13 protein-coding genes and 1 pseudogene are annotated in these 17,833 nt (G+C 72.6%); 6 read left to right on the forward strand and 8 right to left on the reverse strand.

Features of this window, described 5'->3' with window-relative positions:
* The first annotated feature begins 85 nt into the window (after nucleotides 1-85).
* A complete protein-coding gene (locus ACFWYW_RS43005) occupies nucleotides 86-1,285 on the forward strand; it encodes an MFS transporter (protein WP_379618934.1) in 1,200 nt (399 codons plus the stop codon).
* A 117-nt stretch (nucleotides 1,286-1,402) separates the two neighbouring features.
* A pseudogene (locus ACFWYW_RS43010) lies at nucleotides 1,403-1,585 on the forward strand (IS481 family transposase); the annotation flags it as partial.
* A 57-nt stretch (nucleotides 1,586-1,642) separates the two neighbouring features.
* Here ACFWYW_RS43010 and ACFWYW_RS43015 read toward each other — a convergent pair.
* From ACFWYW_RS43015 to ACFWYW_RS43050, 8 genes are all read right to left on the reverse strand, one after another.
* Complete coding sequence (locus ACFWYW_RS43015) at nucleotides 1,643-2,008, reverse strand: hypothetical protein (protein ID WP_379641263.1); 366 nt, start codon at nucleotides 2,006-2,008, stop codon at nucleotides 1,643-1,645.
* Between the two features lie 395 nt (nucleotides 2,009-2,403).
* Nucleotides 2,404-3,408: an enolase C-terminal domain-like protein gene (locus ACFWYW_RS43020; protein WP_379618930.1), complete on the reverse strand. Its 1,005-nt coding sequence runs from the start codon at nucleotides 3,406-3,408 to the stop codon at nucleotides 2,404-2,406.
* An 11-nt stretch (nucleotides 3,409-3,419) separates the two neighbouring features.
* Complete coding sequence (locus ACFWYW_RS43025) at nucleotides 3,420-4,760, reverse strand: MFS transporter (protein WP_379618928.1); 1,341 nt, start codon at nucleotides 4,758-4,760, stop codon at nucleotides 3,420-3,422.
* Nucleotides 4,761-4,870: 110 nt separating this feature from the next.
* Nucleotides 4,871-5,980, reverse strand: a complete 1,110-nt coding sequence (locus ACFWYW_RS43030; RefSeq protein WP_379618926.1) for a vWA domain-containing protein — start codon at nucleotides 5,978-5,980, stop codon at nucleotides 4,871-4,873.
* Nucleotides 5,973-8,144, reverse strand: coding sequence for a DUF5682 family protein (locus tag ACFWYW_RS43035; protein ID WP_379618924.1), 2,172 nt, complete (start codon nucleotides 8,142-8,144; stop codon nucleotides 5,973-5,975). The genes ACFWYW_RS43030 and ACFWYW_RS43035 overlap by 8 nt, the downstream gene beginning before the upstream one ends.
* Complete coding sequence (locus ACFWYW_RS43040) at nucleotides 8,141-9,205, reverse strand: AAA family ATPase (RefSeq protein ID WP_379618922.1); 1,065 nt, start codon at nucleotides 9,203-9,205, stop codon at nucleotides 8,141-8,143. Before ACFWYW_RS43040 ends, ACFWYW_RS43035 begins: the two co-directional genes overlap by 4 nt.
* The gene (locus ACFWYW_RS43045) at nucleotides 9,202-10,665 is read right to left on the reverse strand and encodes a DUF5691 domain-containing protein (protein WP_379618920.1); all 1,464 of its coding nucleotides are present in this window, start codon (nucleotides 10,663-10,665) and stop codon (nucleotides 9,202-9,204) included. Before ACFWYW_RS43045 ends, ACFWYW_RS43040 begins: the two co-directional genes overlap by 4 nt.
* Entirely contained in the window at nucleotides 10,662-11,672 is a 1,011-nt protein-coding gene (locus ACFWYW_RS43050; protein WP_379618918.1) for an SWIM zinc finger family protein, read from the reverse strand. Before ACFWYW_RS43050 ends, ACFWYW_RS43045 begins: the two co-directional genes overlap by 4 nt.
* Before the next feature lie 123 nt (nucleotides 11,673-11,795).
* Between ACFWYW_RS43050 and ACFWYW_RS43055 the strand changes: the two genes are divergently transcribed.
* The 4 genes from ACFWYW_RS43055 to ACFWYW_RS43070 are packed head-to-tail and all read left to right on the forward strand — an operon-like array spanning nucleotide 11,796 to nucleotide 17,833.
* A complete protein-coding gene (locus ACFWYW_RS43055; protein ID WP_379618916.1) occupies nucleotides 11,796-13,091 on the forward strand; it encodes an ABC transporter substrate-binding protein in 1,296 nt (431 codons plus the stop codon).
* The gene (locus ACFWYW_RS43060; RefSeq protein ID WP_379618913.1) at nucleotides 13,088-13,969 is read left to right on the forward strand and encodes a carbohydrate ABC transporter permease; all 882 of its coding nucleotides are present in this window, start codon (nucleotides 13,088-13,090) and stop codon (nucleotides 13,967-13,969) included. The genes ACFWYW_RS43055 and ACFWYW_RS43060 overlap by 4 nt, the downstream gene beginning before the upstream one ends.
* Entirely contained in the window at nucleotides 13,966-14,772 is an 807-nt protein-coding gene (locus ACFWYW_RS43065) for a carbohydrate ABC transporter permease (RefSeq protein ID WP_379618911.1), read from the forward strand. The genes ACFWYW_RS43060 and ACFWYW_RS43065 overlap by 4 nt, the downstream gene beginning before the upstream one ends.
* Before the next feature lie 22 nt (nucleotides 14,773-14,794).
* The gene (locus ACFWYW_RS43070) at nucleotides 14,795-17,833 is read left to right on the forward strand and encodes an NACHT domain-containing protein (RefSeq protein ID WP_379618909.1); all 3,039 of its coding nucleotides are present in this window, start codon (nucleotides 14,795-14,797) and stop codon (nucleotides 17,831-17,833) included.

Raw genomic sequence — 17,833 nt, forward strand, 5'->3', positions numbered from 1 at the left:
GGGGGGGGGGGGGGGGCGGGGTGGTTGTGTGGGGCCCCCCCCCCCCCCCCCCGCCGGCCCGGCGGCCGGACGCATCGTTGACGCCATGGCCACCACCACCAAGATCCGTCCCGGTGCCCTCGTCCGTGCCTCCGGAGGCCCGCGCTATGCCGTCGCCCTGGTCGTGGACGCGCTCGGCACCGGCCTGCTGCGGCCCTTTCTGCTGCTGTACGGGGTGACGGTGCTGGGGCTGTCCGCGCCGGCCACCGGCATCGCCATGACGGCCGGCGCCGTCGCGGGCCTGGCGTGCGTGCCCGCGGTCGGCCGATGGCTGGACCGGGGCCCACGCAGCACGGTCGTGGCGGCGTCGATGCTGGTGCGGGTACTGGGCGTGGCCCTGCTGCTGGCCACCCCTGCGGGGAACGTCTGGTTGTTCGCGACGGCGGCACTCTTCCTCGGCATCGGCAACCAGGCATGGCCGGCCGCCCACGCCGCCCTCGTGGCCACGATCGCCCACGGCCGCGAACGCGACGCCGCCCTCGCGGGTGGCCGCGCCCTGCGCAACGCCGGCCTGGGCGCCGGCGCACTCCTCGCCACCGCGTTCCTGGCAGGCGGTACCACCGCGTTGCAGGCGCTGGCAGCCGTGACCGGGCTCGCCTACCTCGCCGCGGCGGCGCTGGCGTGGTCGGTCCACGTGCACGCTCATCCGGCCGCCGCGCCGGCCAAGGACAGCGCGCCCGCCCCCCGGATGCGCGCCCTGCTGGGTGCCAACGTGATCTACGTCTTCTGCCTCAACGTCCCCGAAATCGCGCTCCCCCTGGTCCTGGTCACTCAGATGCACGCCTCCCCGGTGTGGCCGGCGGTCATCTTCGTGGCCAACACGGTGCTGGTGATCACCCTGCAGGTGCCGGTCACCGTCCTGCTGTCCCGCTTCTCCCGGCGGACCGTGCTGGCTCTGTCCGGCGTGGTACTGGCCGCGTCCTACCTCGGTTTCCTCGCGGCCACCTCCCTGGGGCCCGGCTGGGCCGCCCCGGCCGTAGCCGTGGTGTCCGTGATCTGCACCCTCGGCGAGATCGTCTACGCCGGCAGCGCCACCGCGCTCGTCACCGCCCTCGCCCCGGCCCATGTCCTGGGACGCGCCCTCGCCCGCTTCCAGCTCTCCACGGGCTTCGGCCTCGCCGCCTCACCGGCGGTCATCACCGCTCTGGCACCCCACGGCCCGGCCGCCCTCTGGGGCAGCCTCGCCGCCGCGACCCTCCTCTCCGCCTCCGCTGTCGCCACCGAGAGGGATCCCAGCGGGGGCTAGCTGTATTACCCACAGAGGTTGAGAACGCGGGACACGGGCCGGATGACCTTGAAATGAGGGAGGGTCTCCGGGTTCGGTGTGGATTGCGACATCTGCACCGATGACCAGGAGACCCTCATGCCCCACCGTAACGCCCCCTTGACCGAGACCGGTCGACTTCGGCTCGCCCGCTGCGTGGTGGAGGATGGATGGCCGCTGCGGCGAGCAGCTGAGCGCTTCCAGGTATCGGTGAGCACGGCGCAACCGGTCGTCCCACCCGCCTGTCGGGTGGACAGAAGGGGGCGTCCGTCGGGCGACCCGGTCCACGTCGTGATCTATGCCTGAGCGCCGCGTCACGCCGTCGTAGACGAGACCAGCTCAGTCAGTAGGACTCGCTGTCAGCACCACGAACGCACCTGTCCCATTCTGAGCGTGAAGCTTTCGGAACAGCCCCGCGTTCGAGGCATCGAGCTGCTCATTGAAGCCACCGGAATCCGGGATCTTGTAGGAGGCCAGCGGCTCCACCCAGATCTCGGCTTCTGCCTGGCTGCCGCTCTCCAAGCCCACCGGACTGTTCCGCACGCCCTTGATCGGCTGCCAGCCGCGCTGCTGAAGGGCGCGGATCGCGGTGGCGACGGCGTCGCCGGGGTCCAGGCGTCCGACGTCAACCACGATGACCTGGTCAATGGCCGTGTGCCCATCCCAGTACCACTCGGTCGTGGTTGACGCGACGACCTTTCCCACAGCCCTCATCTCATCGACGACGTCGGACGGCGGGCGAGACGTGGTCGGAAAGAGTTCGCATGCGGCGAGCAGTGCCACAGCGATTGCGGCTGTGGCCGTTGACGCCCATCGGGTCCGCACAGCGTCACCTTAGCGATCAAACCGGCCCATACACAGCCGTTCCGGGCGTGACCCTGGCCTACTCCGTCACGACGTGCCTGGTGTGGGCCGCTGGTCAGCCCAGGCGGCCGAGGCAACTCGACCGGCCGCCAGTCGGGTGGGCGGAAGGGGGCGGCCACCGCTCTGGTCAAGGGGTGGGGCCGCAGGCAGGACGTCCGAGCGGAGCGAGGGCCTTCAGGGGTCGAGCTTCAGCTCGACTGGAAGCACGTGTGGAGCGAAGCGGAACGCCTTGCTTTTCAGGCGCGGAACCGGTCCTTGGCCAGGCGGTGTACGCGGGGTTCGTCGATCGTGTGGCCCAGGCCGGGCTGGGTGAACGGGACGGCGATCACGCCCGCGTTCGCGCCAACGATCGGGTCCACGATCTGGTTGTTGCGTGGCGGCTGGGTCACGTCGCACGCCAGGGTGCATCCCGGCAGGCTCGCGACCGCCACCGTCGCCGCTCTTGCCAAGCCCGCGCCCTGGCCGCCGGTGCACTGGATGTCCCAGCCCGCCGCTGCCGCCCGGTCATGGGCTCTGCGGGTCTCGCTCAGCGACGGGAACGCCGCGGGACGCAGCAGCAGCACCCGCCCTGCCCGCAATGTCAGGTAGTCGTCAAGTTCAGCTGCCGTGCTCGCCTCCACCGCCACCGCCGCCGACACCTGGTCCTGGAGGGTCGCGTGCAGGTAGGGGTCCGAGACGGCGAAGGGGCGCTCGATCACTTCCAGGCCGTAGGAGTCCAGGGCGATGAGCTGCTCGGGGGTGGTGTAGCACCCGGCCCCGTCCACCGCGAGCGTCAGCGCCGGGTACGCCGCCCGCACCGCCCGCACCGGCTCTACGTCCCAGCCCGGTCTGATGTCCAGCGTCACGTGGCCGTATCCGGCGCACACCTGCTGGTTCACGCGGGAGACCAGGCTTTCCAGTGACGGGTCCGGCGTCAGCCGTACGGTCGCCATCAACGAGGTACGGCTGCCGCCCAGCGCGTGCGCCAGCGGCACGCCCCGCATCCTGGTCCAGAGGTCCCAGCAGGCCATGTCCACGGCCGGGTCACCGCTGGGCGCGCTGTCGGGGTGTTCCCAGTCGACGCCGATGAGCCGGGCGCCGAGGGATTCCTCAAGGTTGGTCCAGGTCTTGGCCTCGGGGGCGATCGCCTCGCCCCAGCCGGTCATGCCACCGTGGTCGGTGAGCTTGACGAGCAGGGTCTCCTGGCGTCCGCCGAACGGCAGGACGAGCCTGAAGACCTCAAGCTCCCGCACTCGCGGCATGTACCCCCCTTTTATGACGCGGTCCCCTCCAGTGTGCCCGTCTTCGCGGACTGGGCAAAACGGGGGGCCAGGATGGCGCCGAGGATGGCGAGGCCGAAGGTGAAGGCGAAACCGGCGATGTAGGTCTCCTGGGTGGCGGTGAACAGGGCGCCGGTGACGGCGACCGCGACGACGGTGAAGACGGACTCGCCGACGCCGACGGCCGCGGAGTTGTTGCCTTCCTCGCCCTGCTTGGACATCTCCAGCACCAGCACGGAGACGGTCGGGTGGAGGGCGCCGATGCCGAGCCCGGAGACGGCCATGGCGACGTAGGCGACGGCGAGCGGGACGGCGTCCACGAGCACGAGGCTGACCAGCGCGATCCCGAGAGCGATCATGAGCGCGCCGCCGCGCAGGGCGGCCATGTTGCTGATGGTGCCGCGGCCCTTGAACCAGGAGCCGGTGGACCAGCCGAGCGCGCCGACGGTCAGGACGATGCCGGCGCCGATCGGGGACAGGCCGCGCTCGTTCATGAGCATGAGCGGGATGAGCACCTGGGAGGCGGTCAGGGAGCCGAAGGCCAGGCCGCGCAGGACCGGGGCGGTCGGCAGGCCGGGGGCGGCGCGCAGGGAACCCTTGAGCAGGAGCCTGGGCAGGGCCACGGCCAGGACGACGACACCGGCGACGAGCAGGGGCAGACCGGCCAGGCCGAGAGCGCTGCCGTACTGGATGAGCGCGGCGGCTACGGCGGTCAGCGCCGCCCAGACGAGCTTGCGGCCGAGGCCGGGGGCGGGTTCCGCGGCGCCGGAGCGGACGTCGGAGCCGGCGGTGCCGCGCCACAGGAGCAGGGCGGCGGGCACGACGATCACGGCGACGCCGAGGAAGACCCAGCGCCAGTCGACCTGCTCGACGACGAGTCCGGCGATGGCCGGGCCCACCATCGAGGGGACCACCCAGGCGGCGGAGAACAAGGCGAAGACCTTGGGGTGCATGGAACCCGGGTAGACCCGGGCGACCACCACGTACAACGACACCTGGATCAATCCGGCGCCCAGGCCCTGGACGAAGCGCCCGGCGATGAAGATCTCCATCGTGGGGGCGAATCCGGCCAGCAGCAGACCGGCGACGAACGTCACGACGCCGGTGCCCATGGGCTGGAGGGGGCCGCGCACGTCCGACCACCGGCCCCCGAGGACGGTGGCGATGACGCTGGCGGCGAGGGTCGCGCTGAAGGCCAGGTTGTACAGGTGCATGCCGCCGAGTTCGCGGGCGACCACGGGCATCGCGGTGGCCACGGCCATCGCCTCGAACGCGACGAGGGTGACGAGCGCGACCAGCCCGAAGCTCAGCGAGCGGTACTTCCGCGAGATCACGCTTATTGGGGCAGGTGGGGCTTCAGCAACAGTTGTCATGACAGGCAACCTACGATCATCCCAGGTCAGGCACATCGGGCGCAGGACCTAGGCAATCCGGCCTAGGGCATCTACGGGGCGGCCGGCTGACGGCCCTCGATCGCGGCCGCCATCAGCTCGGGGAAGGCGTCGGGCGTGCACGCGAACGCGGGCACGCCCAGCGCGGCAAGGGCGGCGGCGTTGTCGCGGTCGAACAGCGGCGTGCCCTCGTCCGACAGCGCGAGCAGCACGATCACCCGCACCCCCGCCCCGGTCATCGCGGCGACCCTGCGCAGCATCTCGTCCCTGATCCCGCCCTCGAACAGGTCGCTGAGCAGCACCAGGACCGAGTCGGCCGGGCGTTCGAGCAGCCCCTCGCAGTAGGCCAGCGCCCGGTTGATGTCGGTGCCGCCGCCCAGCTGGGTGCCGAACAGCAGCTCGACCGGGTCGTGCAGCAGGTCGCTGAGGTCGGCCACCGCGGTGTCGAAGACCACCATGCGGGTGCGCAGCGCCGGGATCGAGGCCAGCACCGCGCCGAACACCCCCGCGTACACCACCGACTCCGCCATCGAGCCGCTCTGGTCGACGCACAGCACGACGTCGCGGCGGAGCGAGCGCCGCTTGCGGGCGTGCCCGACCAGCCGCTCGGGCACCACGGTGTTGCGGTCGGGCAGGTAGTGGCCGAGGTTGGCGAGGATCGTCCGGTTCCAGTTGACATCGGAGGTACGGCGCGGCCGCCGCGTGCGCGCCACCCGGTCCAGCGCCCCCGCCACGGCGGTCCGCGTCCTGGCCGTCAGCCGCTTCTCCAGGTCGCCGACCACCGCCCTGACCAGCGCCCGCGCCGACTCCCGCGCCTCGTCCGGCATCACCTTGGCCAGCGACAGCAGCGTGGCGGCCAGGTGCACGTCCGGCTCGACCGCCTCCAGCATCTCGGGTTCGACCAGCAGCCGGGTCAGGTCGAGCCGGTCGATCGCGTCCTGCTGCATGACCCGCACGACACCGGGCGGGAAGTAGGTGCGCACGTCACCCAGCCAGCGGGCCACCCTGGGCGCCGAGGCCCCCAGCCCGCCCCGCTCCCCGCTCTCGTACAGCGACCCGAGCGCCGCGTCCATCCGGGCGTCGTCGCCGTGCAGGCCGAGGCCGGTGCCGTCCGCCTCGCCGCCGCCGAGCACCAGCCGCCACCTGCGCAGCCGTTCATCCATGGGCCCTCCCGAGTATCGTCAGCACGGTCCGCTCGGCCGGCGCCGCCAGCCGCTCGTCGACCTCCCGCTCGGGCCGCCCGCCGCCCGCGCCCGACCGCACCCGCTCCCCGATCGCCCTGCGCTCCGGTACGGCGAAGCCGCCGAACGTCCGCCGCAGCAACGGCAGCACCTCCGTGAACTGCGCACCGGACAGCCCGCTCATCCAGGCGTCGACCAGGTCCAGCAGCCGCGCGTCGTGCACCAGCAGCAGCCCGCCCCCGGCCAGGAACCCCTCGATCCACGCCGCCGCCCTGGCCGGCCCGCCGCCGCGCGAGGTGGCCCGCGCCAGCCGCCGTTCGGCGTCGGCCAGCGCGCCCGCGTCCAGCAGGATCCGCGTCAGCCGTCCTTCGACCAGGCCGTGCGCGCCGGGGGTGTCGCAGATCCCGAGGAGCGTGGCCAGCCAGCGCTCGCGGGCCGCCGGGTCGCCGAGCAGGTCGACCGCGGCGTGCACGCCGTCCACCTGGGCCAGCATCGCGCCCGCTGCCTGCCAGGACAGTCCGGGCAGCGCGGCGGGAAGTCCGGCCCTGACGCGGTCCAGCATCGAGCGGGCGACCGCCGCCAGTCCCTCGGCCGGTGTCCCCCGGACGTCGCCGTAGCGGTGGGCGCGGACGATCGCCGGGAGCGCGCTCATCAGGTGCGTGATGTCGGCGTCCAGCGCGGCCCGCTCCGACAGGGCGGCGAGGACGCCGGGCAGCGCGCCGGGCAGCTCAGCCAGCAGGCATTTCTCGACCGTCGCCGCGAGCTCGCCCAGGTTCTGGCCGGTCGGCGCCGGGTCCAGCACGCGGCGGGTGGCCGCGGCCTCCACCGTGGTGCCGAGCGCCGCGGACTCGATCAGCGCCAGGTCGAACTCCGGCCGCCACTCCAGCCGCCAGGTCTCCCTGAACGTCCCCTTGCCCCGCGCCTCCCCCGGCACCCCCCAGGGCACGCCGAGCAGCCGCAGCCGGTGCAGCAGGTGGCTCCTGCCCAGGTCCAGCGTCTTGCGCAGATCCAGCTCCAGCTCGCGTACGGGCGGGGCGGCCGGCTCCTCCCGGGCGGCGGGGTGGAGGCGGAGGTGGCGCTGCCGCTCGCGCAGGTCGCGCTGCAGGGGTACGAGCGGGGCGTCGTCGCCCACGTGGCCCAGGCGGTCGCCGACGACCATGCGGCGCTGGATCAGCGCGACCCGCAGCTCGTCGCCGTCGCACAGCACCGCCCTGGCCGCCTCGGTGACCTCGCTCAGCCCCGGCAGAGGGCGGCCGCGGAGGGCGGCCAGGCTCTCGGCCAGCCGTACGGCCTCGATGACGTGCGCGGACGACACGGCCAGTCCCTCTTCGCGCAGCACCGCTCCGGCCGCGCCCAGCCACCGCTCGACCGGCCGGTCGGCCACCGTGAACAGGTGGTGGTACCAGCCGGGCGAGCCCACCCCCGCGCCGTAGCCGGAGCGGATCGCCAGCCGCTCGTACGTCCACGGCACCCACGCCAGCGCCGCCTTCACCTTGGGCAGGCCGCGCAGCAACGCGTCGTCGGCCTTCACGGGCGGCGGCGGCCCGGCCAGGGCGGGCACGTGCCAGGCGCCGCAGACCACCGCTATCCGCTCATGTCCCGCCTTGACGGTCGCGCGCAGGACACGCCGCATGTACGCCTCGCGCCGGGCCTCGAAGGCGTCCGGCGTGTAGCCCTCCCGGAGTGCCGCCATGGCCTCGCCGATCACCTCGAACGGCGGCGCGGCGCCGGCCCGGTGCTCGACCACGTCCTCCCACCAGCGTTCCGGGTCGTCGTGCCCGGCGGCCGCGGCCAGCTCGCCGATCGGGTCGCGTACGCCGCGTTCGCCGCCGCCCTCCGGAGCCAGCAGGTGGGCGGCGGGCAGGTCGCAGAAGCGGATCGGGACGCCGTGGCGCGTGCCGTACAGGATGGCCTGCCATTCCGGCGAGAACACCGCGAACGGCCAGAAGGCCGACCGCGACGGGTCGCCAGGAACGTGCGCGAGCAGCGCGACCGGCGGCTCGCACCCGGCGGCGAAGCGGACGAGCGCGTCGGCCTCGGGCGGGCCCTCGATGAGGATCGCGTCCGGCCGCAGCCGCGCCAGGCCCTCCCGTACGGCCTGCGCCGACCCGGGCCCGTGATGCCGGACGCCGAACACCTCGATCATGAGACCTCGCGGCAGGCCCGGTAGAAGTCATGCCAGTCCGGGCGTTCGCGCACCACGGTCTCCAGGTACTCGCGCCACACCACCCGGTCGGCGGCCGGTTCGCGCACGACGGCGCCGACGAGCCCGGCGGCCACGTCGGCGGCCCGCAGCACGCCGTCGCCGAAGTGGGCGGCCAGCGCGATGCCGCTGGTCAGCACCGAGATGGCCTCGGCCGTTGACAGGGTGCCGCTGGGCGACTTGAGCTTGGTGCGGCCGTCCTCGGTGACGCCGTCGCGCAGTTCCCGGAAGACGGTGACCACCCGCCGGATCTCCTCCAGGCCGGTCGTCGTCTCGGGCAGCTGCAGGGAACGGCCGAGCTGGGCGACGCGGCGGGTGACGATCTCCATCTCCTCCTCGGCCGTGGCGGGGACCGGCAGCACGACGGTGTTGAAGCGCCGGCGCAGCGCGCTGGACAGCTCGTTCACGCCGCGGTCGCGGTCGTTGGCGGTGGCGATGAGGTTGAAGCCGCGCTGGGCCTGGACCTCCGTGTCGAGCTCGGGGATCGGCAACGTCTTCTCCGACAGCGCGGTGATCAGCGCGTCCTGGACGTCGGAGGGCATCCGGGTGAGCTCCTCCACCCTGGCGATGCGGCCCTCGGCCATCGCGCGCATGACCGGGCTCGGCGTGAGCGCGTCGCGGGAGGGACCTTCCGCCAGCAGCCGGGCATAGTTCCAGCCGTAGCGGACGGCCTCCTCGGGGGTGCCCGCGGTGCCCTGGACCAGCAGCGTGGAGTCGCCGCTGATCGCCGCGGCGAGGTGCTCGGACAGCCACGTCTTGGCCGTGCCGGGGACGCCGAGCAGCAGCAGCGCCCGGTCGGTGGCCAGCGTGGCGACGGCGACCTCGACGATACGGCGGGCGCCCACGTACTTGGGGGAGATCCGGCCCCCGTCCCCCAGCACGTACGCGGTCACGGCCCAGGGCGACAACGCCCAGCCGGGCGGCCTGGGCCGGTCGTCCTCCTTGGCCAGCAGCGCCAGCTCCTCGGCGTACTCGTCCTCCGCATGGGCCCGCAGGACCGTCATGCGCTCTCCCTTCCCAGTTCCTCCACCATGTCCGCCCGGAACCGCAGCACCTCGGCCACCTCCGCCGCACCGCTCTGCCCGGCCAGCGGATGCAGCTCCGGATCGACACGTTCACCGGCGAGCCTGGCGAGCTCGCCGAGGTTCCAGGGCTGGGTGGCCGCGATCATGGCGATCTTGTTCAGTACGGCTGCCGCCAGCGCCGCCCCCCACGGCCGTTCGACGCCACCGAGGACCATGATGAGCTGGCTATCCATGTCCTGATTTTTCACGAACTCGGCGGCTAGTTCCTGCTGTTCCTCCGACGGGAGCACACCCAGCAGATCCGCGATCGGATCGTGCGCGAACATCGCCCGCGCCCACCCCGCCTCCCGCTGCAGCACCGCCGCCCGCACCCATCCCGCCTTGACCTCGGCGTCCCAGTCGGAGATCCGCAGCCCGAGCATCACCCGCGGCTCGGCCCACATCCGCAGCGGCGCCCGCGCCACCACCTGCTGCAGCCACCACGCCCGCTCGCCGATCCCCCGCGGCGGCTTGGCCCGCACGCCGTCACGCTCCATCGCCGCGTCGCACTCGCGCGGCGGCCGAACCTCGATGCGGCCGCCGGACACCACCAGGCAGTCCGCCGCCCGCCGCGCCATCCGCCCGGCCAGCCGGGAGTCCGGCAGTCCCGCCAGCAGGTTGGCCGCCGACTGGCGTACCTCGCGGCGGCGGTCGTCCAGGGCGCGTTCCAGGAACGGCTCGTCGGCCATGCTCAGGCCCACGACCAGCGCCTCCATGAACTCCGCCCGATCTTCCGGCGTCTCCCGTTCCCACGTGCCCTCGAGCAGCGCCCGTGCCGCCGCCGGGTCTGCCGCCCTGACGGCCCGCAGGTGGGCGCGGCGGTCGGCGGGCGAGCCGTACTCCCAGCTCTCGCCGGTGGGCTCGTCGAGCAGGAAGGCCCAGGCCGGGTTCCGTGCGGCCAGCCACCGCCCGCGCCGCCCGGCCAGCACGCCGAGCCACGCCCTGATCGACCGGTCGCGCCTGCCGCGTTCGAGCAGGTCGGGCAGGACGTGCGGCGGCACCCTGCGCCCGCTCGCCGCCGCCACCGCCAGCCATTCGCCCAGCACCCTGCCGTGCTCGCCGCCCAGAATCCGCCCGAGCCGCTCCGCCGCCCGCCACGGCACCGCCGCACGCTCCTCCGCCTCCGCCTGCTCACCGTCCCGCCGGCTGAGGGGCACCTGCCCGGCCCGCCGCCGCATGACCTCGACCGCCGCATCCCCCAGCAACTCTCCCCGGTACGGCCGGCGCGCCGTCCCCACCAGAGCGGTGGAGACCATCTCCTCCCACACGGGGCGACCTACCGGCCCGCGCGCGGGCTCGTCGCTCACGGTGGCGTGCACGGGCTCGTCGTTCACAGGGCCGCGCGCAGGCTCGTCGCTCACCGGGACGTGCACGGGTTCGTTGCCCGCCGGGCCGTTCACAGGGGCACCGGCCTGGCGTCGTCGTCCCACACCGTCAGCGGGCGCAGCCCGCGCGGCGTCCACTCGGCGGCCACCGTCACCGGCCCGCCGCCGGAGACCGCGATCAGCCGCCACGGGTCGTGACAGGCCGGGTGCAGCGGCAGCCCCCCGAGGTCGGCCCGCCCCGGCACCACCGCGTCCAGCAGCAACGGCCACGCGTCCGTCCAGGGATCGGCCGCCAGCGCCCCGGCCACCTCCTCCAGGGCGGCCGCCACCGAAACCGCCCCGAAATCCTCCCGGACCCTCCGGCCGGGCACGGGAGAGTCCTCGTGGAGATCAAGCCCTGCCACCGCGTCCGGCGCGGGGAAGGTGCCGTGCGGACCGGGCGCGGGAATGCCGGGGCGGGCGAACTCCGGCGGCTCCTCCCCGTCCGGGCCGGCGATCAGGGCGCGTAACGGGGCGGCGGCGGGATAGAAGGCCAGGGCCGCCTCCAGGGTGGAGCCGGGCGGCGGTGTCTCGTCCATGGGGTGGGCGGCGGGGGTGAAGGTCAGGATGAGGGCCGGACGGCCCGTGGCCCGGCCGCGCAGCCACACGCGCCTTGCGGTCACGTGGTCGAGCGGCTCGTCCCGGACCCCGAGCACCAGCCACCGGTCACGGACGTGCGGCTCGGCCAGCACCTCCGCCCGCGAGGTCGTGAATCCGACCCGGGTCAGCACGGTCCGCCCCAAGGCCGGGGGCAGCTCTGCACGCCGCCGGTACGCCACGGCCAGCAGGTTGAGCAGGGCGTATTCTGACAGCAGCGCACCAGGCCAGCCCGCCGCGGCCCGCACCCGCTCCAACCGCGCCACGAGGCCGGCCGCCCCGGGCACCTGGGCGTCGACCAGCCGCTTGACCAGATCATCCCAGTCGCGATCCCCCGCCTGGCCCAGGCCGAGCCGTACCTGGTCGCCGAGCCACCGCTCCAGCTCGGCCAGCCCGGCGGCCACTCTCGCGTGCCGCGCGGTCTGAGCTGCGGTTTCGGAGATCACTCGATGCAGCGTAGTGGGCGAGACCGACATTTCCCGGCAAAGGGACTGGCGTGACCGGGACCACACGTCTACTGTATTCAAAACTCAGAATACATCACGTGACATACCACCGGGAGCTACCCCGTGAAGAGAGCCATCGCCGGGCTATCACTCGTTCTCACCGCTTCCTGCGCCACCGGCGGCGTCCCGGCCAAGGAAGCGCCGAAGATCACTGCATCCGCGAACGCCAAGGTGTCCGGAAATATCGAGATCTGGTCGTGGGATGTCGCCGCCAAGGCGCTCCAACGGCTGGCCCCGGAGTTCGAGAAGGCCAACCCGGGCGTCAAGGTCAAGGTGACCGACATCGGCTACGACAACGCCTACGACAAGATCACCGTGGGCCTCAAGTCGGGCGCCGGCCTGCCCGACATCATCACGCTCGAAGACACCGCCGTCCCCGGCTACGCCGAGAACTTCCCCGGCGGCCTGGTCGACCTCACCTCGGTGGCCGGCAAGTACAAGGCCGACTTCGACCCGGCCAAGTGGAAGGCCGCCTCCACCGCCAAGGGCCTGTACGCCCTGCCCTGGGACTCCGCCCCCGTCGGCCTGTACTACCGCCGCGACTACTTCGAGAAGGCCAAGGTCGACCCCGGCTCGCTGGCCACCTGGGACGACGCGGTCAAGGCCGGCGAGAAGATCAAGCAGGCCACCGGCAAGCGCCTGTTCGTCTCCGACCTGAGCACCGCCGCCGGGTTCACCACGCTCCTGCAGCAGCTCGGCCAGGGCTACTTCGTCGACGGCAAGGTCGCGGTCAACTCCACCAGCGCGGTCCGCGCGCTCACCCTGCTCAAGACGCTCAAGGACAAGGACCTCCTGCAGAACGAGAAGGGCTGGGACGGCCGCGTCACCGCCACCAAGCAGGGCAAGGCCGCCACCCAGCCGACCGCCGCCTGGTGGAGCGGCACGCTGACGGCCGACATGCCGGAGCTGTCGGGCAAGTTCGGGGTCGTCCCGCTGCCCGCCTTCGACGCCGGCGGCAGCCGTACCTCGGCCAATGGCGGGTCGGCGCTGTCGATCACCGCGCAGACCAAGAACCAGCAGACCGCGTGGGCCTTCCTCGACTGGATGCTCGCGAGCAAGGAGCGGCAGGTCTCGATGATGCGGACCGAGGCGCTCTTCCCCGCCTACCTGCCCGCGCTGAGCGACCCGCTGTTCGACGAGCCGCAGCCGTACTTCGGCGGCGAGAAGGTCAACCGCATGTTCGCCGACCAGGTGAAGCAGATCCCGCCGGTGGAGCTGACCGGTGACGACAAGCAGGCGGAGGAGCTGCTGAAGAAGGCCGTCTCGGCCTGCCTGCTCAACGGCGAGGACCCCAAGACGGTGCTGGACAGCGCGGCCGAGCAGCTCGCCGCCGCCACCCAGCGCGAGATCGCCCCGTGAGCTCCGTCGCGGTCGATGTCCCCAGGACCCGGCGCCGGTACGGCCGGCGTCGCCGTACCGTCGGATGGGTCTTCGCGGGACCGGCGGCGGCGCTGCTCGCGCTCTTCTTCGCCTACCCGCTGGCCGCGTCGCTGCTGCAGAGTCTCGAAGGCGGGTTCGGGAACTACGCGCGGCTGGTGCGCGACCCGTCCTTCCTGCGGTCGCTGGCCAACGCCGGGCTGATCCTCGTGGTCCAGGTGCCGGTCATGATCGGTCTTGCGACCGTGCTGGCCTACGTGCTCAACCAGTCGTGGCTGAAGTTCCGCGCGACGCTCCGCGTGGCGTACTTTCTGCCGGCGGTGACGACGCTGGTGGCGTACGCGGTGGTGTTCCGCGTGCTGCTGCGCACCGAGGGCGGGGCGGTCAACCAGTTCCTCGGGCTGCAGGTGGACTGGCTGAACGACCCGTTCTGGGCCCGGGTGGCGCTGATCGCGTCGCTGACCTGGCGCTGGGTGGGGTACAACGCGGTCATCCTGCTGGCCGGGCTGCAGGGGATCGGGCGCGAGCAGTACGAGGCGGCGGCCATCGACGGCGCCGGGCCGCTGACCGCGTTCCGGCGGGTGATCCTGCCGCAGCTGCGGCCGGTCGTGCTGTTCTGCTCGATCACCTCGACGATCGGGACGCTGCAGTTGTTCGACGAGCCGCTGGTGCTGACCGGCGGCGGGCCCGGCGACGCCACGCTGACGCCGATCCTCTACCTCTACCAGGTCGGTTTCAAGCAGTTCGACTTCGGTTACGCGGCGGCGATCGCGTGGGCGGTCGTGGCGCTGATCGGGGCGCTGTCCTGGGTGCAGTTCCGTTACTTCGGCTCGCGTACGTCCGGGAAGGAGCGCGCATGAGGCGGCTCGTGTGGGTGCTGGCGGTTCTGGGCGCCCTGGTGAGCGTGGTGCCGTTCTACTGGATGATCGTGGCGGCCACCCACGACGGCAGCGAGCTGTTCGCCTCCCCGCCGCCGTTCCTGCCCGGCGGCGACCTGCTGGCCAACATCGTCAAGCTTGAGGAGTCCGTGCACTTCGCGCGGGTCATGGCCACGAGCATCTGGACCGCGCTCGTCTACACAGCGCTCAGCTCGCTGGTGTCGGCGATGTGCGGGTACGGCCTGGCCAAGTACCGCTTCCGCGGCCGGGGCCTGCTCCTGGGCGTCGTCCTGGCCACGATGATGGTGCCGTTCCAGGTGCTGCTGGTGCCGTTGTTCCAGATGATGGCCAGCATCGGCTGGGTCGACACCTACCAGGCGATCATCATCCCGTTCCTGGCCAACTCCTTCGGGATCTTCCTCATGCGCCAGGCGTTCCTCGACTTCCCGGACGAGCTGCTGGAGAGCGGGCGCCTGGACGGGGCCGGTGACATGCGGATCTTCTACCGGATCGTGCTGCCGGTGGTCCGGCCGCAGCTCGGCGCGCTGGTGATCTTCACCTTCATGACGCAGTGGAACTCCTTCATCTGGCCGCTGCTCATGCTCAACTCCGAGGAGCGCTACACCGTGCCGGTGGCGCTGAACCACCTGATCGGGCTGTCCCACGTGGACTACGCCGGGCTCATGCTCGGCGCGTTCCTCGCCACGCTGCCGCTGATGCTGGTCTTCCTGGTGTTCCAGCGGCAGTTCGTGGCGGGTCTGCTGGGGGGCGCCGTGAAGGGGTGAGATTTCCGGCATGATCGCATTTATGCCAGGTGTGGAGACGGCGGTCGTGGCGGCGGGCAAGGCCATCGCGGAACGCGCGATGCGCGAATGGCTCGCCGCCCGTGCCGCGAACCGGGACCGCGACGCGCAGCTCAAGGACATGATCCAGAGCGGCTTCCGTGACCGGCTGGCCCCCAGGAAGTTCGGCAACCAGCTCGAAGGCATGGCCATGGCCGTCGAGTCCCGGCTGCGCGACCTGGTCGAGCAGGAGTACCGCGGGCTGGGCGAGGACGCCCGCTCCGCCGTACTCCTGGAGGTCGTCGAGTCGCTGCGCACGGCGGACCTGTCCGACGAGGCGCTGTTCAACGCCGACGCCGACCCGGCGCGGCTGGCCAGGCGCGTGCTCGACACCGTCGCGCCGCCCCGCCTCGGCACCACCGAGGACGCGCTCTACGGCGTGCTGCTGGCCGAGTGCGTGACCTGCCTGGTCGGCATGATGCAGCAGCTCCCCCCGTACCTGCCGCGCGCCGCGACCGAGAACCTCGCCCGCCTCAGCGGCCTGGCCGAGGGCATGGAACGTGTTCTGGCCCGCCTGCCCGTCCGCACGCTCGAAGCCCCCGAGGGCTCCCAGGACGACCTCGCCTTCGAGCAGCACTACCTGGCCTTCCTCAGCCGCACCCTCGACGAGATCGAGCTGTTCGGCGTGCCCATGGAGACCTACCGCCCGCGCACCTCCCTCAGCGTCGCCTACATCTCGCTCACCGTCAGCGCCGACCACGAGCGCCGCCCGCTGGAACGCCTCGCGCCTTCGTCGCTGACCGGCCGCGACGAGAGCGAGCCCGGCAGCCGCCGCATCGAGTCCGCGCTCGGCCGCCTCACCCTGCTGCGCGGCGAGGCCGGATCCGGCAAGAGCACGCTGCTGCGCTGGCTCGCCGTGACCGCCGCCCGCCGCGGCTTCACCGGCGACCTGGCCGCCTGGAACGGCCGCGTCCCCCTCATGGTCAAGCTGCGCAGCCACGCCGACGGCCGCCTGCCCGCCCCCGCCGACCTGCTCGACGACGTCGCCCAGGAGGTCGCGGGACTGATGCCGCGCGGCTGGGCCGAGCGCGTGCTCGCGTCCGGCCGCGGCCTGCTGCTGGTCGACGGCGTCGACGAGCTTCTGGTACGGCACCGCAACGCCGTCCGCCAGTGGCTGTCCAGGCTCCTCGCGGCCAACCCGGAACTGCGCGTCGTGGTGACCTCCCGGCCCGCGGCGGCCGACGTGCGCTGGCTGGCCGACGAAGGGTTCACCGCCGCCCTGCTGGAGCCCATGACCCCGCACGACCTCGGCGAACTCGTCCGCCAGTGGCACGTGGCCATGCGCGAGTGCCCCAGCCTGCCCTGCCACGCCGACGACCTGCCCTCCTACGAACGCGCCCTGCTCGCCCGCCTGGAGAGCAACCCCCACCTGCGCCTGCTGGCCTCCACCCCGCTGCTGGCCGCCATGCTGTGCGCGCTCAACCTCGACCGCCGCACCCAGCTGCCCCGCAGCAGGATGGCCCTGTACGACGCCGTCCTCACCCTCCTTCTAGAACGGCGTGACGCCGAACGCGGCATCCAGGACGACATCGTCCTCGACCCGGAGCAGAAGATCTGGATCCTGCGTGACCTGGCCTGGCGCGTGGTCTCCATGGGCCGTTCCGAACTGGCCAAGGCCACCGCCCTGCGCCGCATCGAGCAGCGGCTGACCGGGATGACGCGCATGCCGTACCAGGCGGCGGACGTGCTGGAGTATCTGCTGCGGCGCAGTGGCGTGCTGCGCGAACCGGTGCCCGGCAGGATCGACTTCGCCCACAAGACCGTGCAGGAGTACCTGGCGGCGGGCCAGCTCGTCGAGGACGACGACGTCGAGGCGGCCGTCGAACGCGCCCACCTGGACCAGTGGCGCGAGGTCGTCGTCATGACCGCCGGGCACGCCACCGGCCGCCTGCGCCGCGACCTGCTGCGCGGCCTCCTGGACCGGGCCGACGACGGCGGACGGCACACGCGGCGGCTGCGACTGCTGGTGGCGTCCTGCCTGGAGACGATCAGGGAGATCCCGCTGGAGCTGCGCGAGCGGGTGGAGGCGTGCCTGGCCGAGGTGATCCCGCCGCGCAGCGAGGACGAGGCCAGAATCCTGGCGGCAGCGGGCGAGGAGATCCTGCGCCGCGTGCCCGACGACCTGGCGGCGTTCACCCCGCTGCAGGCGGCGCTGACGGTGCGGATGACCGGCCTGATCAACGGCGAGGCCGCCGTCAGGAAGCTGACCGCCTTCGCCACCGACCCCCGGCGGCCGGTGCAACTCACGGTCGTCGACATGTGGCGCTTCTTCGACTCCCGCCGCTACGCGCTCGACGTGCTCGCGGCGATCCCCGACCCACCGCGGATCGTCGTCACCGACCCGCGTGAACTGCGGAACCTGCGGCACCTGAAGCGGATGACCGCCCTGTGGATCGACCGGAGGGTCGAATCGCTGGCGTTCCTGAAGGACATGCCGCAACTCGAGTTCCTGGAGCTGTCGGAGCTGGCGGGCGACCTCGGGCCCGTCCGCTTCCTGACCGGCCTGAAACGCCTGTGGCTGCGGACCGACCGGCCGCTGGACCTGACTCCCCTCCAGGACATGGAGAGCCTGTTCGGCCTCTGGTTGTGGGGCGCGGTCCACGAGCCCGATCTCGCCTTCCTCGACCGGCTCCCGCGGCTCCAGCAGCTGGGCCTGAGCCTCCTGGAGGAAGAGTTCTCGACGCAGGCGCTGTCGCGGCAGACGGAGCTCAGGGTCGTCTCCTTCCGAGGAGTCCGGCAGCGCCTGTCTCCTTCGGCCCTCGCCCACGCGCGCGATCTGTTCTCGATCACCCTGCGCGACCTCCACGGCGTCCCCGAGTGCTTGGAGGCCGTGGTGTCGGCGGGCCCGCCCCTCGAATATCTGCGCCTCCACCACACCGACGTCACCGACCTGTCGATCATCGCCCGGCTGCCCACGCTCAAGCTGGTCAGCGTCCTGCCGGCCGACGGTCTCGACCTCACCCCGCTGACCGACGTCCCCGGCCTCGTCGTCAACCCCGACTAG

It is taken from the genome of Nonomuraea sp. NPDC059023 (assembly GCF_042740095.1).
In the GTDB taxonomy this organism is placed as follows: Bacteria; Actinomycetota; Actinomycetes; order Streptosporangiales; family Streptosporangiaceae; genus Nonomuraea.

Excerpts from the sequence above, each read along its gene's own strand:
- ACFWYW_RS43005 (WP_379618934.1), top strand. The coding sequence starts at position 86 with ATGGCCACCACCACCAAGATCCGTCCCGGTGCCCTCGTCCGTGCCTCC.
- ACFWYW_RS43020 (WP_379618930.1), bottom strand. The coding sequence starts at position 3,408 with ATGCCGCGAGTGCGGGAGCTTGAGGTCTTCAGGCTCGTCCTGCCGTTC.
- ACFWYW_RS43030 (WP_379618926.1), bottom strand. The coding sequence starts at position 5,980 with ATGGATGAACGGCTGCGCAGGTGGCGGCTGGTGCTCGGCGGCGGCGAG.
- ACFWYW_RS43035 (WP_379618924.1), bottom strand. The coding sequence starts at position 8,144 with ATGATCGAGGTGTTCGGCGTCCGGCATCACGGGCCCGGGTCGGCGCAG.
- ACFWYW_RS43040 (WP_379618922.1), bottom strand. The coding sequence starts at position 9,205 with ATGACGGTCCTGCGGGCCCATGCGGAGGACGAGTACGCCGAGGAGCTG.
- ACFWYW_RS43065 (WP_379618911.1), top strand. The coding sequence starts at position 13,966 with ATGAGGCGGCTCGTGTGGGTGCTGGCGGTTCTGGGCGCCCTGGTGAGC.
- ACFWYW_RS43070 (WP_379618909.1), top strand. The coding sequence starts at position 14,795 with ATGCCAGGTGTGGAGACGGCGGTCGTGGCGGCGGGCAAGGCCATCGCG.